The following is a 14,755-nucleotide window of genomic DNA, read 5'->3' as shown; positions in this document are numbered from 1 at the left end:
CCCGTTCCCCGGCATCGAAACGAGCCGTGTGACCGCGGCCCGCCCGCTGTAATGTCGGTGGGCGTGAGCAGCGACATCACCGCGTCGGCGGCCTGGCGGAAACTGCACGATCACCACGAGGGTGTCAGGGGGATCCACCTGCGCGAGCTCTTCGCCGACGATCCGGAGCGCGGGCGCGAGCTCGTCGTCCAGGTCGGCGACCTGCGCATCGACTACAGCAAGCACCGCGTCACCCGCGAAACCCTCGCGCTGCTCGCCGAACTGGCGCGCGAGGCGGACGTCGCCGGGCACCGGGACGCCATGTTCCGCGGCGACCACATCAACACCAGCGAGGACCGCGCGGTCGGGCACATCGCCCTGCGCGCCCCCGCCGGGGAGCGGCTGACCATCGACGGCGCCGACGCCACCGCCGAGGTGCACGACGTGCTGCGCCGGATGGGCGAGTTCACCGACGCGGTGCGCTCCGGGGAGTGGCGCGGCGCCACCGGCGAGCGCATCCACACGGTCGTGAACATCGGCATCGGCGGCTCCGACCTCGGCCCGGTCATGGTGCACCGGGCGCTGCGGCACTACGCCGACGCCGGTGTGGACGCCCGCTTCGTCTCCAACGTGGACCCCGCCGACCTGGTCGCCGAGCTCACCGGGCTCGACCCCGCGCACACGCTCTTCGTCATCGCCTCCAAGACCTTCTCCACCCTGGAGACGCTCACCAACGCCACCGCGGCCAGGCGCTGGCTCACCGCCGCGCTCGGTGAGGACGCGGTGGCTGAGCACTTCGTCGCGGTCTCCACCAATGCCGAGCGGGTCGCCGAGTTCGGCATCGACACTGCGAACATGTTCGGCTTTTGGGACTGGGTCGGCGGGCGCTACTCGGTGGACTCCGCCATCGGGCTCTCCGTCATGGCGACCATCGGGAAGGAGCGGTTCGCCGAGTTCCTGGCCGGGATGCACGCCGTGGATCAGCACTTCGCGACCGCGCCGCTCGAGGCCAACGCCCCGGTACTGCTCGGCCTGCTCGGCGTCTGGTACTCGAACTTCTTCGGCGCGGAATCCCGCGCCGTGCTGCCGTACTCGAACGACCTCGACCGGTTCCCCGCCTACCTGCAGCAGCTCACCATGGAGTCCAACGGCAAGTCGGTGCGCGCCGACGGCACCCCGGTGCGCACCTCCACCGGCGAGATCTTCTGGGGCGAGCCGGGCACCAACGGCCAGCACGCCTTCTACCAGCTGCTGCACCAGGGCACCCGGCTGGTGCCCGCCGACTTCATCGGCTTCGCCACCCCCACCGACGACCTGCCGACCAGGGACGGCACCGGCAGCATGCACGATCTGCTCATGAGCAACCTCTTCGCGCAGACCAAGGTGCTCGCCTTCGGCAAGACCGCCGAGGAGATCGCCGCCGAGGGCACCGCCCCGGAGCTGGTGCCGCACAAGGTCATGCCGGGCAATCGGCCGACCACCACGATCCTGGCGCCGAAGCTCACCCCCTCGGTGGTGGGTCAGCTGATCGCGCTGTACGAGCACATCGTGTTCGTGGAGGGCGCGATCTGGGGCATCGACAGCTTCGACCAGTGGGGCGTCGAGCTCGGCAAACAGCAGGCGCTCGCCCTGGAGCCGCTGCTCACCGCCGCCGAGGAGCCGGAGCCGCAGGACGACTCCTCCACCGACGCCCTCATTCGCTGGTACCGCGCATCCCGCGGGTGATCGCGCCGGTGGCGACGGCGAGCAGGACGCCGACCACAACCAGGTCGAACACGATCTGCAGCATGGTGACGACGCGCGCCGTCTGCCCGACGGCGTGCACGTCGCCGAAGCCGACGGTGCCCAGCGTGACGATGGTGTAGTACAGCGCGTCGGTGCGCGTCACCAGCCCGTCGAACTGGCCGGGGTCGTTCTTCGCCAGCAGGTAGTAGGTGAGCGCGAAGAAGACGACGGTCACCGTGAGCAGCAGCAGAATGCCGTCCACCTGCCTGCCCGCCCGCTGCGGGGCCGCGGTCAGGCGGCGGATGTGCCGGTCGGTCAGCTGGGCCAGTCCGGCCAGGCCCGCGAGGAAGACGAGCACGCCGATGATGCGGTCCTCGAGGTTCAGGTTCAGCGGGATGCCGTAGTAGACGAGCAGGGCGCAGAGGATCGCGATCCCGTTGCGGAGCAGGCGGGTGCGGTGCGAGTCGGGCGGGGGCATCGGTTCATCATGTGTCCCTCGTGCGGCTTGTCGCGGTACCCGCGCCGCACCGGGGAGTCCGCCGAACGGCTCCCCGTCGGTCACAGCACATGCGCACCGATCACCAGATCGGCCCGGTCGCGGGTGCGGGCGATCAGATCGGCATTGCGCAGATCGCTGTCGTACACCTTGCGGTGTGCCTGATGCTCGCTGCGGCCACCCGCGCGGTGCCGCGCCAGCAGCCGCCGCGCGAGAAGGTCGCGCGGGGCGTCGAGGTACCAGACCTCGTCCAGGAGGGGGCGGACCTGCGGCCAGGTCAGCAGGTAGTTGCCCTCGACCAGGGCGACACGCTGGGTCGTGAAGGTGACACCCGCGGGTGTGGGCTCGTCCGTGGCGCGGTCGAAGGTGGGCCAGAGGACTCGGGCTTCGGTTCGGAGGGCTCGGAGATTCGCGACGAACCCCTCGACGTCGAAGGTGTCCGGCTCGCCCTTCCGCTCCCGCGCGCCGCGCTGGTCCAGGATCGCGTTCGACAGGTGGTACCCGTCCATCGGGGCGATCTCCGCGTCCGGCGCGAGGGCGGTGCGCAGCGCCTCGGCCAGGGTGGACTTGCCGGTGCCCGGCGGCCCGGTGATGCCGAGCAGGAAGCGGTGGTCACCCGTTCCGGCCCGGGCCCGGACCCGGCGGGCGAGCTCACCCGGCACCGGGCCGAGGGGAATCGACGCATCGCGCGCGGTTCCCCTCGGCCCGGTCATAGCAGGATGTATACACCCGATTCGGGCTACCAGCAGTACTTGAAGCTGCGGTAGTACTCGCACTCCTGCTGGTAGTTCCAGCGGTCCGGAACGTCGGAGTTCGGGACGGAGGCGCCGGCCGCGCCGCCGGCGGCCATGCCGCCGAGCAGGCCGACGATCAGCCCGATCGGCAGGGTGATGGGGAGGAGCAGCCCCATGGTCGCGATGCCGAGCACCACACCGAGGAAGCCGCCGGCGAGGCTGCCGAGCACGGCGCCGATCCCGGCGCCCGCCTCGATGCTGCGGTCCCGCGGCGACGTCATCCGCCAGTAGCCGATCTCCTGGGCGGAGACGGCGGCGATCAGCTTGGTGCCGTCGTCCTCGACGCGCGGGGCGAGGCTCACCTGGTGCTGCCCGACCGGGATGTGCAGCGGCACCGATGCCACCACCGCCCCCGCGGCGTCGGCGATCTCGATGACTTCTCCGGTGACCCGGAAGGTGCCGGAGGTGAGCGCGGCGGTGAGCGTGCGGCCGTCGGCGCCGCCGTTCACGGTGTAGCCGACGCCCTGCTCTTCACCCGTGGCACTACCGGGCAGTTCGGCCGCGGTGATCACCGCCGGGTCGGGCTGCGCGAACGCGGTGGCCTGGGTGACGGTGAACGCGGCGACGGCGAGCGCGAGGACGGCGGTGAGCTTCTTGATTCTCATCGTGCGGTGTTCTGTTCCGATCAGGGAGAGGGAATGGTGAGTAGCCGTAGATATACTCACGAGATGCTGTGCAGTGCAACAATTTCCGGATATACCCTGTTCGGATTACAGAACTACTGGTCGGTACCGCACGGACCGGCGATTCCGTGCGATGGCGAAAAGTTCGCGGGCGCAATGCCCGGAATCAGCTCACGAACGCCCGCTCGATGATCGACGTCGTGTCGACGCCCACCGGGAGGGTGCCGAAGGCGATGCCCCAGTCGCCGCCGAGCCGGGTGGCGCAGAAGGCGTCGGCGACGGCGGAGTGGCCGTGGCGGACCAGCTGCGCACCCTGGAGAACCAGGGCCATGAGTTCGATGACGCGGCGGGCGCGGTACTCGATGTCGGAGAAGTCGGTGAGTTCCTTGCCGACGCGGTCGATGGCGTCGTCCAGGCGCGGGTCGGCGCCGCGGGCGAGCGCGACCTCGGCGAAGTAGGCCTCGACCGACTCCGGTTGGCGAGCCATGGCGCGCAGTGCGTCGAGGGCGGCGACATTGCCCGACCCCTCCCAGATGGACATGAGCGGCGCCTCGCGGTAGAGCCGCGGCATGCCGGACTCCTCCGCGTACCCGTTGCCGCCCAGGCACTCCAGCGCCTCGGCGGCGTGCGCGGGGGCGCGTTTGCAGACCCAGTACTTGGTGATGGCGAGCGCGATCCGGCGCAGCGCGGCCTCGCCGGGGTCGGCGCCCGCCCGGTCGGTTGCGCCTGCCAGCCGCAGCATGACGGTGGTGGCGGCATCCGACTCGATCACCAGGTCGGCGAGGACGTTGCGCATGGCGGGGTGGTCGATCAGGGGCTTGCCGAAGGTCTGCCGGTGCCTGGCGTGGTGCACGGCGTGCACGGCGCCGACCCGCATGCCGGTCGCCGAGCCGATCACGCAGTCCAGCCTGGTCATGTTGACCATCTCGATGATGGTCTTCACGCCCGCGCCCTCGGCGCCGACCAGCCAGCCGGTGGCGTTCTCGTACTCGATCTCGGACGACGCGTTCGACTTGTTGCCGAGTTTGTCCTTGAGCCGCTGGATCCGGATCGGGTTGCGGGTGCCGTCCGGCAGCACCCGGGGCAGCAGGAAGCAGGAGAGCCCGCCGGGCGCCTCGGCCAGGGTGAGGAACATGTCGGACATGGGCGCGGAGGTGAACCACTTGTGCCCGACGATCCGGTACGCGCCGTCCGGCTGCGGGGTGGCGGTGGTGGTGTTGGCGCGGACGTCCGAGCCGCCCTGCTTCTCGGTCATGGACATGCCCGCGATCAGCCCGGCCTTGCCGGACGGCTCACGCAGCCCGAAGTCGTAGCTGCGCGAGCCGAGCAGCGGCTCGAAGCGGGCGGCGAGCTCGGGGTTGTGCCGGAGCGCGGGAATCACGGCGTAGGTCATGGAGATCGGGCACATGTGGCCCGCGTCGGCGACGCCCCAGGTGTAGAACTTGGCGGCCCGCGCGACGTGCGTGCCCGGCCGGTCGTCCAGCCAGGGCGAGCCGTGCAGGCCGTGCTCGACGGCGACCGCCATGAGCTGGTGCCAGGCCGGGTGGAACTCGACCTCGTCGATCCGGTTGCCGTAGCGGTCATGCGTGCGCAGCACCGGCGGGTAGTCGTTCGCGAGCCGGCCCCACTCCTGCGCCTCGGCGCCGCCCGCGCGCAGGCCGAGCGCGCGGACCTCGGGTTCGGCCCAGCCGCCGCCCTCGCGGTGCAGCCCCTCGAGCAGGGCCGGGTTGCGGGAGACATCGAACGGGACGAGGTCGGGCACCTGGTTGAAGACGTCGTGGGTGTGCATGGTCGCTCCTCTCAGCGGAGGCCGAGCGCGCGGAGCGCGAAGGCCACCAGGTCGTCGATGACGGCGGCGTCGGCGGGTTCGGCGGCGAGCGGGCCGACCAGCACCTCGCCGATCGCGCCGACCAGCGCCGCCGCGGTCACCGCCGGCCGCTGCGGCGGCAGCTCGCCGCGGGCGATGCCTGCGGCGACCGCGCCCTCGAAGGTCTCGGCGAAGGCGCGCCGGAAGTGCAGCCGCTCGGCGTCGACGGCGGCGTCCACCGGCTCGGCGAGCAGCACATAGGCCAGTTTCGGGTTGCGCAGGGCGCGGCCGGCGAAGGTGCGGACGGCGGCCGAGACCCGCTCCGCCGCCGCGAGCTCTTCGGCGTCGACAGCCGAGCGCACCGCGTCGACCTCGTGCGTGACCACCTCGAGGAAGACGGCGCGCACCAGTTCGGCCTTGCCCGCGTAGTGCTTGTAGACGGTGCCGGTGGCGATCTCGGCCTCGGCGGCCACCGCGGCCATCGAGAGCCCGGCGAAGCCGTCGCGGGCGAGCACCCGGCCCGCGGCCTGGGTGATCAGCCCGGCCTTGGCATCGAGCCGAGCTTGTACGGCGGGGGTTCTGCGGTATGCCACCCAAGAAGTGAATCATCAGTTCACTTCTTGGCGCAAGGGGTAGGGTCGAGCCGTGAATGCTGTGCGGGTAGAACGCTCCGGCCCCGTGACCACGGTGATCCTGGATCGCCCCGAGGCGCGCAATGCGGTGGACGGCCCCACCGCCGCCGCGCTCAGCGCCGCCTTCCGCGCGTTCGACGCGGATCCGGAGGCGGCCGTCGCGGTGCTCTGGGGTGCGAACGGCACCTTCTGCGCGGGCGCCGACCTGAAGGGGCTCGGCACCGAGCGCTCGAACGTCGTCACCGAGGACGGCGACGGCCCGATGGGGCCGACCCGGCTGGTGCTGAGCAAGCCGGTGATCGCCGCCGTCGCGGGGTACGCGGTGGCGGGCGGGCTGGAGCTGGCGCTCTGGTGCGATCTGCGAATCGCCGAGGAGGACAGCACCTTCGGCGTGTTCTGCCGGCGCTGGGGCGTACCGCTCATCGACGGGGGGACCGTGCGGCTGCCGCGGATCGTCGGGCAGGGGCGGGCCATGGAGCTGATCCTCACCGGGCGGGCGGTCGACGCCGCCGAGGCGCTCGCCATCGGGCTGGCGAACCGGTTGGTTCCGGCCGGGCAGGCGCGGGCCGCCGCCGAGCAACTCGCGCTGGAGCTGGCCGCGTCACCGCAGGCCTGTCTGCGCTCCGACCGCATGTCGGTGCTGGAGCAGGAGGGGTTGGACGAGGCCGCCGCGCTGCGCGCCGAGTACCGGCACGGGTTGCGGGCGCTCGCGGGTGGCGCGCTGGAGGGAGCGCGGCGGTTCGCCTCCGGTGCGGGCAGGCACGGGGAGACCGCCTCGTCGTGACGGCACGGCTGAGCGTCGTCGACGAGATCTTCCTGCGGACCCATCGCGGGCTGGGGACGCCGATCGTCCTGCAGGGGGTGTGGCGGACCGCGGAGCGGGTGCCCGTCGGGGTGCTGTGGGCGCTGCGCGAGGGGTTGCGGACCGGGGAGCTGGGGCGGCGGGTTCGCAGCGCGCGGGTGCCGGGGGCACGGCGCGCGTGGGTGCGGAATGTGCGGGGGTTGCCGCTGGTGCTGTACGGGGTGATTCCGGTTGCGGGGCTGCTGGATTGGGCCGATGCGCGCGGCGGGGAGCTGGATCCTTCGCGCGGGCCGGGGTGGCGGTTGGCGTACGCGCCGCTCGCCGACGGCGGGGCGGTGGTGTCGCTGACGTGTTCGCACGTGTTGGCGGATGGCCGGGCGCTGGTGCTGGCGGCGGATCACGCGCTGCGCGGGGTCGCGGGTGAGGTCGAGGCCCTTCCGCTGGACGCGCGGGGTGACTGGGCGGATGCCAGGCGGCAGTGGAGTGTGGTGCTCGAGGGAACCGGGCGGGCGTGGTGGAACAGGGTGCGAACCGAGATGGCCCGGGGTGTGCGGCGGGTCGTCGAGGCGACCGGCTCCACGCGGCGGGCGGACGAAGCCGTCGCACCGCGACCACGCTCCGCGCTGGCAGTGGCGACCCGGCCCACCGTCGCACTTCCGCGAACCGCGGGCCGGGCGGCGCTACCGACCGCCGACGAACCCCTGCCAGACCCGGGTGTCCCGCGAGCGCAGCCACGACGGCCTGCCGAGACCCTCGCCCGGAACGCGCTCCCGGCGGACCGCCGCGCACCACGGCTCCGCACCTCATCGGCGGGCACCGGCAACACCTCATCGGGGGGTACCGGCAACGCCACCGTCACCCTGGTCGCCCAATCCCCATCAGAGACCTGGGATTCCATCGCCACGAACTCCGGCGGCACCCCGAACAGCCTGTTCGTCGCGGTGATCGCGCACACCCTCTGGGAACTCGGCTACCAGCCCGACGAACTCACCGCGAGCCTCCCGGTCGACACCCGCGCCGAGCCGCGGGTGGACAACGACCTCGCCGTGACCGCCGTCCGGATCACCCGCTCCGACACACCGAAAGAACTGCGCGAGAAGGCCCGCGCCGCCTACGAGTACCGGATGACCAGCCCGGCCGGGATCCCGGAGGAGATCCTCCAGGTGATCCCGGACCGCCTGGCGCACACCCTCGCCGCGGGCGCGGGCGAACGCGACATCCTCTGCTCGAACATCGGCCCGCTCCCCGACTCCATCGGCGCGCTCGGCCCCAGCCGCTGCACCGGCATGGCCGCCCGCGCCATCCACCCCGGCCTGCGCCGGGACCGCCTGCCGCGCACCCGCCTCGCCGGCTACCTCTGCCACCTCGACGGCGAGTACACCCTGGCCCTGGTGAGCCTGGAGCCCGAGCGCAGCCGCGCCGAGCTGCGCGCCGCCCTGCTGCGCGCCGCCGAACCCTTCGGGCTGCCGCTCACACCGTGGTGACGGCCACCCGGCCGAGCACCGAATCCGGCACCGGCACGCCGGGTTCCAGGTCGGCCGAGGAGACCGGCGGGTCGAAGACCTGACGCAGGGGAAGCACCCCGGCCCAGACCCCACCGGCCGCGATGTCGTCGGCATCGTCCACCGGGCCGCCGGTGCGCACCTTGACCGACGCCTCGGTGAGGTCGAGCGCGAGCACCAGCGTCGCCGCCATCTCCTTGGGGTTGGGCGGGCGCACCCGCTCCCAGGAGCCGGGGGCGGTGTGCTCGACGATCACGCGCAGCGCGTGCAGCCGCTGCCCGGGGTCGGTGAGCCGCTCCGGCCTGCCGTGGATGACGGCGGAGTGGAAGTTCATCGAGAAGTGCATGGCCGAGCGGGCGTAGACGATGCCGTCCACCCGGGTGACGCTCACGCAGACGTCGCCGGCGAGCGCGGCCCGCATGTTCCCGGCGCCGGTGGAGCCGTGCAGGTAGAGGGTGTCGCCGTCGCGGCCGTAGACGGTCGGCACCACCAGCGGGGCGCCGTCGATGACGACGCCGAGGTGGCAGAGCGCGCCCGCGTCGAGCAGGGCGTCGAGTTCGGCGCGGTCGGTGCGGCCGCGCTCCCGGCTGCGGGTGAGCCGGGTGCGTCGGGTCGGGGCGAGCGGGGCGCGTTCGGTCATGGCTCTGATCGTGGCGCGACAAGTGGCATTATAGGAGGGCCAATTCCTTGGAACTTCGGAAGACCACTTTCGCGGATCGCACAGCGCGCGCCACGGCGTAGCCGGACCGCCCGCGGCGCAGCCGGATCCCGCCGCGGCGGGCAGCGCGGGGACCGAGACCCACCCGCCACGATGGAAGGAGGGCACGGCCCATGACCACCCCCGCCGACGACCTGCCCCTCACCCTCGACCGGGCGAGCGCCGTCCCGCTCGCCGTCCAGGTCGCGGACGGCCTGCGCGGCGCGGCGGGCTCCGGGATCCTGCGCCGGGGCGACCGCCTGCCCTCCTCCCGCGCGCTCGCGACCCGGCTCGGGGTGAGCCGCACCGTGGTCGCCGCGGCATACGACCGCCTGCACGCCGAAGGCTGGCTCGGCGGACGGCAGGGCTCGGGCACCTACCTGCTCGCCGCCCCCGCCGCGGCGCCCGCGACCCCGGTGCCGCAGCCCTCCGAGACCGAACCGGGTGGCCTGATCGACCTCGCCCCCGGCGCGCCCTGCGCGGCCGTCATCGACCGCGCGGCCTGGCGCCGGGCCTGGCGCGCCGCCGCCGACCGGCCGCCGGCCACCAGGCGCGACCGCGCGGGCGAACCCGCCTACCGCAGCGCCGTCGCCGAGCACCTGCTGCGCCACCGCGGCCTGGCCGCCGGCCCCGAGGTCACCGTGCTGGCGACCACCGGTACCGGCGCCGCGGTCGCCGAGATCGCGGCCGCCGCACTGCCGCCGGGCGCGACGGTCGCCGTCGAGGACCCCGGCTACCAGCGCGCGGTCGGCGGTCTCCTGGCGGCCGGGCTGCGGGTGCTCCCGGTGCCGGTGGACGACGGCGGGCTGCGCGTCGAGCTGATCCCGGACGGCGTCGCGGCGGTCTACTGCACCCCGGCGCATCAGTTCCCGCTCGGCAGCCGGATGAGCGCCGAGCGCCGGGTCCGCCTGGTCGACCTGGCCCGCGAGCGGCGGCTACTGGTACTGGAGGACGACTACGACGGTGAACTCCGCTACGACACCGCCCCGCTGCCGCTGCTCGCCGCGCTGGCCCCGGACGTGGTGGTGCACCTCGGCACCACGAGCAAGATCCTCTCCCCCACGCTCGGCGCCGGCTGGCTGGTCGCAGGCCCCGAGGTAGCCGCGGCGGTGCTCGCCCACCGCGACCGCACCGGCACCGCCCCCTCGCCCGCAGGCCAGCTGGTCCTCGCCGAACTCGCCGCACACGGCGACCTCGCCGGACACCTGCGCAAACTGCGCCGGGTCATGCCCGCCCGCAGGGTAACGCTGCTGTCCCACCTGACCGGGCTGGAAGTGCTCGGCGACGACGCGGGCTCGCACGTCGTCGTCCCGCTCCCCGACGCCGCCGCCGAACAGGCCGCGGTGGCCGCCGCCGCGGCCCGCGGCGTGCTCTTCGACGGCCTGGTTCGACACCACCTGGGCGAGCCGCACCACTTCGGCGTCGCGCTCGGCTACTCGGCGGCGAGCGAATCGGAGCTCGCCGTTGCCGCTCGGATAGCGGGCGAGTGCCTGCGGCGGTCGTAGCATGGGCGGCATGAGCGAACAGGACCTCCTGGCCCGTATCCGTGAACTGGTCGACCGGGAGCACGAGCTCCGGTCGCAGGCCGAGAACCGGGAGATCGACCCGGAGACCGAGCGCCGCAAGCTCGCCGAGCTCGAGGTCACCCTCGACCAGTGCTGGGACCTGCTGCGCCACCGCCGGGCCCGGCTCGACGCGGGCGAATCCCCCGACGACGCCGCGGTGAACCCGCCCGGCCAGGTCGAGAACTACCTCCAGTAGCCGTGGCCGACACCACCGACGAGTTCGACGTCGTCGTGATCGGGGCGGGGCCGGCCGGCGAGAACGCCGCCGCCTACGCCATCGCGGGCAGCGACCGCACCGCCGCGCTGGTCGAGCGCGAGCTGGTCGGTGGCGAGTGCTCCTATTGGGCCTGCATCCCCAGCAAGGCGCTGCTCCGCCCCGGCCACGTGCTCGCCGCCGCGAAAGCGATGCCCGGCGTCACCGCCGACGGCCTCGACGTGGCCGCGGTGCTGGCCCGCCGCGACTCCTTCACGCACCGCGACGACACCGGCCACGACGACTGCTCGCAGGTCGACTGGGCCGAGGACAATCGGATCACGGTGGTCCGCGGGCACGGCAGGCTCGCGGGCGAGCGCGCCGTCGAGGTCGGCGGCCGCACCCTGCGCGCCAGGCACGCCGTCGTGCTGGCCACCGGCACCACCGCCGCCGTCCCCGATGTCCCCGGGCTGCGCGCGGCGCTGCCATGGACCTCCCGCGACGCCACCGCCGTCACCGAGATCCCCGGCCACGTCGCGATCATCGGCGGCGGCGTCGTCGCCTGCGAGGCCGCGACCTGGCTGGCCGCGCTGGGCGCGCGGGTCACGCTGCTGGTGCGCGGGCACGCCCTGCTGGCCGGTAACGAGCCGTTCGCGGGCGAGCGGGTCGCGGCCGCGCTCGCCGGAACCGGTCAGGTCGAGATCCGCTTCGGCGCGCAGCCCGAGCGGGTGCACCGGCCGGATGTCGCCGACACCGGCGAGGGCCGGATCCACGGTGGGCGGGTCACCGTCGAGCTGGGCGGCGGCGGATCCGTCGAGGCCGACGAGATCCTGGTGGCCGCGGGCCGTGCCCCGCACACCGGCGACCTCGGGCTGGCCACCGTCGGGCTGGAGCCCGGCTACCTGCCGGTCGACGACCACCTCACCGTCGACGGGGTGCCGGGCGAGTGGCTGTACGCGGTCGGCGACGTGAACCACCGGGTCGCGCTCACGCACATGGGCAAGTACCAGGCCAGGGTCGCCGGCGATGTGATCGCCGCCCGGGCCGACGGCCGCCCGCTGGACAGCCCCCGCTACACCGCGCTGGCCGATCACGACCTCGCGCCGCAGGTGGTCTACACCGCGCCGGAGGTGGCGGCGGTCGGGCTCACCGAGGCCGCGGCCAGGGAGCGCGGGCTCACCGTCTCCGCGGTCGAGCTCGATATCGCGGTGGCGGGCTCTTCGCTGGCGAGGGACGATTACGCCGGGCACGCCAAGCTGGTGGTCGACGAGACCACCGACACCCTGGTCGGTGCCACCTTCGTCGGCCCCGACGTCGGCGAGCAGCTGCACGCCGCGACCATCGCGGTGGTCGGCCGGGTGCCGCTGGAGACGCTGTGGCACGCGGTTCCGGCGTTCCCCGCGGTGAGCGAGTTCTGGCTGCGGTTGCTGGAGGCGCGGCGGTAGCGCTGGCACTCGGTGCCGACAGGGTCCGCGGTACCGGCGGTTCCGGTTACCCCTGTCGGCAAGCGCTCGCGCTGGATACCATCGGGGCATGGTGGCAACGACAGATATCACGATCGCCGACGGAGTGGTCCGCGGTCGTCGCGGTCGTCGCGTACTGCGCTGGCGGTCCATTCCGTATGCGGCCCCACCCATCGGCGACCAGCGCTTCCGGTCGCCGCAGCCGGTGCGGCCGTGGACCGGCGTCCGGGACGCGACCGAGTTCGGGAACGCGGCCATGCAGCACCGCGAGGGCGCCAGGATCGGCCCCCGCGGGTACCAGCCGACCAGCGAGGATTCGCTGACACTCAATGTCACGGTGCCCGCGCGGGCCGCCGCGTCGCCGCGGCCGGTGCTGGTCTTCATCCACGGCGGCGGGTACCTCTTCGGCACCTCGGCGCTCGGGCTCTACTCCGGTGCCAGGCTGGCCCAGCGCGGCGACGCCGTCGTGGTCTCGCTGAACTACCGGCTCGGCGTCTTCGGCTACGTGGACTTCAGCGAGTACAGCAGCGAGAGCCGGGCCTACGAGAGCAATCTGGGGCTGCGCGACCAGGTCGCCGCGCTGCGCTGGGTGCGCGACAATATCGCCGCCTTCGGCGGCGACCCGGGCAATGTCACGATCTTCGGCGAGTCCGCGGGCGCGCACGCCGTGCTCGCGCTGCTCGGCACACCCGAGGCGGGCGGCCTCTTCCACCGCGCGATCTCGCAGAGCCCGCCCGCCGACTGGGCGATGACCGCCGACGACGCGCGCATCTTCGCCCGCCGCTGCCTGGACGAGCTGAACATCTCGCCGGAGGCGGCGAACAAAGAGCTCGGCACGGTCGACGGGCACGATCTGCGGCGCGCCTTCAACAAGGTCGCGCGGCGGGTGGTGCACGAGCGCCGCGGCCTCTTCCCCACCGCCCCCGTCGTCGACGGCGAGTACCTGCCGCTCCCGCCGGTGCAGGCCATCGAGGAGGGGCGCGCGCACCGGGTGCCGCTGATCATCGGCACCAACCGGGACGAGGGAACGCTCTTCGCCAAGTTCGCCGACGAACTGCCGACCACCCCCGACCGGCTGCGCTCCGCGCTGGAATCGGTCGGCGCCGATCAGGAGCGGATCGCCGCCGCCTACCCCGGCTTCGCGGAGAACCCGCGGGTCGCGGTCAGGGCAGGCGGCGACTACGTCTTCTGGCGGCCGTCGCTGCGGGTCATGGCCGGGCACAGCAAACACGCCCCGACCTACGCCTACCGCTACGACTTCGCGCCGCGCGCCCTGCACCTGGCCGGGCTCGGCGCCACCCACGCCTCCGACCTGATCCCGGTCTTCGGCGGCGGCGACGGCCCGCTCGGCCGCGCCATCACCGCCGCGGGCGGCGGTAGCGGACTGCGCGCCGTCACCAGGCAGTTCCAGGAGAACTGGGTGGAGTTCGCGCGCACCGGCTCGCCGCTGCCCTCCTGGCCGCGCTACACCGAGGAGCGGCGCAGCACCCTGATCATCGACGACCCGACCCGGGTCGAGCACGACCCGGAGCCGACCAGGCGGCTGGCCTGGCAGGGCGTCGGGGTGCCGAGCCTCACTTGAGCAGCCGGGACATCCGGCGGTCGGCGAGGATCCGGCCGCCGGTCTGGCAGGTCGGGCAGTACTGGAACGAGCGATCCACGTAGGACACCTCGCGCACGGTGTCGCCGCAGACCGGGCAGGGCTCGCCGGTGCGGGCGTGCACCCGCATGCCCGAGCGCTTCTCGCCCTTGAGCCGGGCGGCGTCCTGCCCGACCGAGCGCCGCACCGCGTCGGTGAGCACCGCGCGCATGGCCGCGTACAGCTCGCCCGTTTTCGCATCCGGCAGCGTCTTGGTGTTGGCGAACGGCGAGACCTTGGCGGTGTGCAGGATCTCGTCGGAGTAGGCGTTGCCGATGCCTGCCAGCAGCGTCTGGTCAACGATGGCGGACTTGATCCGCTGCGAAGTGCCGTGCAGGATCGCGCCGAACTCGGCCTCGGTGAGCGCGAGCGCGTCCGGCCCGAGCCGGGCGATGCCGGGCACCAGCTGCGGATCGTCCACCACGTACACCGCGAGCCGCTTCTTGGTGCCCGCCTCGGTGAGGTCGAAGGCGGGCGTCGCTCCCGCCGGGGTGAAGAAGTGCACCCGCAGCGCCAGCGGCCCCTTCCCCGGCTTCGGCGGCGCCGGGCTCGGCTCATCGATCCAGCGCAGCCAGCCGCCCCTGGACAGATGGGTGAGCAGCCACAGCCCGCCGCACTCCAGCCCGAGGAACTTCCCGAACCGCCCCGCCCCGGTCACATCCCGCCCGGAGAGCGCCGTGATCGGCGGCTCGAAGGTCTTCACCGCGCTCAGCGCCGCCACATCGATCCGCCCGACCACCGCACCGGTCGCATGCTCCCGCAGGAACTGCGCCAGCGCCTCGATCTCCGGCAGTTCGGGCACATCGTCAGGCTACCGGCGGGTGCCGACAGGTGCGGG

General features: G+C 73.3%; 14 protein-coding genes. 7 read left to right on the top strand and 7 right to left on the bottom strand.

All coding sequences use genetic code 11. The annotated features are described in order from the left end of the window. Positions 1-63: 63 nt before the first annotated feature. Positions 64-1,704 (top strand): glucose-6-phosphate isomerase, encoded by a 1,641-nt coding sequence (gene pgi, locus ACFO0B_RS00410; RefSeq protein WP_378610226.1) that lies wholly within the window; start codon positions 64-66, stop codon positions 1,702-1,704. On the opposite strand, the gene ACFO0B_RS00405 is transcribed toward pgi, so the two are convergent. The 5 genes from ACFO0B_RS00405 to ACFO0B_RS00385 all read right to left on the bottom strand — a co-directional run bounded on the left by ACFO0B_RS00405 (position 1,673) and on the right by ACFO0B_RS00385 (position 6,017). After that, positions 1,673-2,182, bottom strand: coding sequence for a potassium channel family protein (locus ACFO0B_RS00405; protein ID WP_378610225.1), 510 nt, complete (start codon positions 2,180-2,182; stop codon positions 1,673-1,675). The two genes, pgi and ACFO0B_RS00405, sit on opposite strands and share 32 nt — an antisense overlap. Before the next feature lie 80 nt (positions 2,183-2,262). Further along, the gene (locus ACFO0B_RS00400; RefSeq protein ID WP_378610224.1) at positions 2,263-2,913 is read right to left on the bottom strand and encodes a nucleoside/nucleotide kinase family protein; all 651 of its coding nucleotides are present in this window, start codon (positions 2,911-2,913) and stop codon (positions 2,263-2,265) included. A 26-nt stretch (positions 2,914-2,939) separates the two neighbouring features. Next, complete coding sequence (locus ACFO0B_RS00395) at positions 2,940-3,599, bottom strand: hypothetical protein (RefSeq protein ID WP_378610223.1); 660 nt, start codon at positions 3,597-3,599, stop codon at positions 2,940-2,942. A 184-nt stretch (positions 3,600-3,783) separates the two neighbouring features. Continuing rightward, the gene (locus ACFO0B_RS00390; RefSeq protein WP_378610222.1) at positions 3,784-5,406 is read right to left on the bottom strand and encodes an acyl-CoA dehydrogenase family protein; all 1,623 of its coding nucleotides are present in this window, start codon (positions 5,404-5,406) and stop codon (positions 3,784-3,786) included. Between the two features lie 11 nt (positions 5,407-5,417). Then, entirely contained in the window at positions 5,418-6,017 is a 600-nt protein-coding gene (locus ACFO0B_RS00385; RefSeq protein WP_378610221.1) for a TetR/AcrR family transcriptional regulator, read from the bottom strand. A gap of 61 nt (positions 6,018-6,078) precedes the next feature. Here ACFO0B_RS00385 and ACFO0B_RS00380 point away from each other — a divergent pair, with 61 nt between their 5' ends. Beyond that, complete coding sequence (locus ACFO0B_RS00380) at positions 6,079-6,840, top strand: crotonase/enoyl-CoA hydratase family protein (RefSeq protein ID WP_378610474.1); 762 nt, start codon at positions 6,079-6,081, stop codon at positions 6,838-6,840. Beyond that, positions 6,837-8,342 carry a hypothetical protein gene (locus tag ACFO0B_RS00375; RefSeq protein ID WP_378610220.1) on the top strand — a complete coding sequence of 502 codons (1,506 nt, stop codon included), beginning with the start codon at positions 6,837-6,839 and terminating at the stop codon, positions 8,340-8,342. Before ACFO0B_RS00380 ends, ACFO0B_RS00375 begins: the two co-directional genes overlap by 4 nt. Here the strand turns inward: ACFO0B_RS00375 and ACFO0B_RS00370 are convergent. Then, the gene (locus ACFO0B_RS00370; protein ID WP_378610219.1) at positions 8,329-9,000 is read right to left on the bottom strand and encodes a pyridoxamine 5'-phosphate oxidase family protein; all 672 of its coding nucleotides are present in this window, start codon (positions 8,998-9,000) and stop codon (positions 8,329-8,331) included. The genes ACFO0B_RS00375 and ACFO0B_RS00370 overlap by 14 nt on opposite strands. Positions 9,001-9,191: 191 nt before the next feature. Between ACFO0B_RS00370 and ACFO0B_RS00365 the strand changes: the two genes are divergently transcribed. The 4 genes from ACFO0B_RS00365 (at position 9,192) to ACFO0B_RS00350 (ending at position 13,860) form a co-directional block, all read left to right on the top strand. Then, positions 9,192-10,562 (top strand): aminotransferase-like domain-containing protein, encoded by a 1,371-nt coding sequence (locus ACFO0B_RS00365; protein ID WP_378610218.1) that lies wholly within the window; start codon positions 9,192-9,194, stop codon positions 10,560-10,562. Between the two features lie 10 nt (positions 10,563-10,572). Beyond that, entirely contained in the window at positions 10,573-10,818 is a 246-nt protein-coding gene (locus tag ACFO0B_RS00360; protein WP_378610217.1) for a DUF2630 family protein, read from the top strand. A 2-nt stretch (positions 10,819-10,820) separates the two neighbouring features. Continuing rightward, on the top strand, positions 10,821-12,260 hold the full coding sequence (locus ACFO0B_RS00355; protein ID WP_378610216.1) for a dihydrolipoyl dehydrogenase family protein: 1,440 nt from the start codon (positions 10,821-10,823) through the stop codon (positions 12,258-12,260). 88 nt (positions 12,261-12,348) lie between these two features. Next, positions 12,349-13,860, top strand: a complete 1,512-nt coding sequence (locus tag ACFO0B_RS00350; RefSeq protein ID WP_378610215.1) for a carboxylesterase/lipase family protein — start codon at positions 12,349-12,351, stop codon at positions 13,858-13,860. Here ACFO0B_RS00350 and ACFO0B_RS00345 read toward each other — a convergent pair. After that, entirely contained in the window at positions 13,853-14,719 is an 867-nt protein-coding gene (locus tag ACFO0B_RS00345; protein ID WP_378610214.1) for an Fpg/Nei family DNA glycosylase, read from the bottom strand. The genes ACFO0B_RS00350 and ACFO0B_RS00345 overlap by 8 nt on opposite strands. Positions 14,720-14,755: the final 36 nt, after the last annotated feature.

The sequence above is a fragment of the Nocardia jiangsuensis genome (assembly GCF_042650385.1).
In the GTDB taxonomy this organism is placed as follows: domain Bacteria; phylum Actinomycetota; class Actinomycetes; order Mycobacteriales; family Mycobacteriaceae; genus Nocardia; species Nocardia jiangsuensis.
The sequence above is the reverse complement of the archived record's forward strand: the minus strand, read 5'-3'. Positions and strand labels throughout refer to the sequence as shown.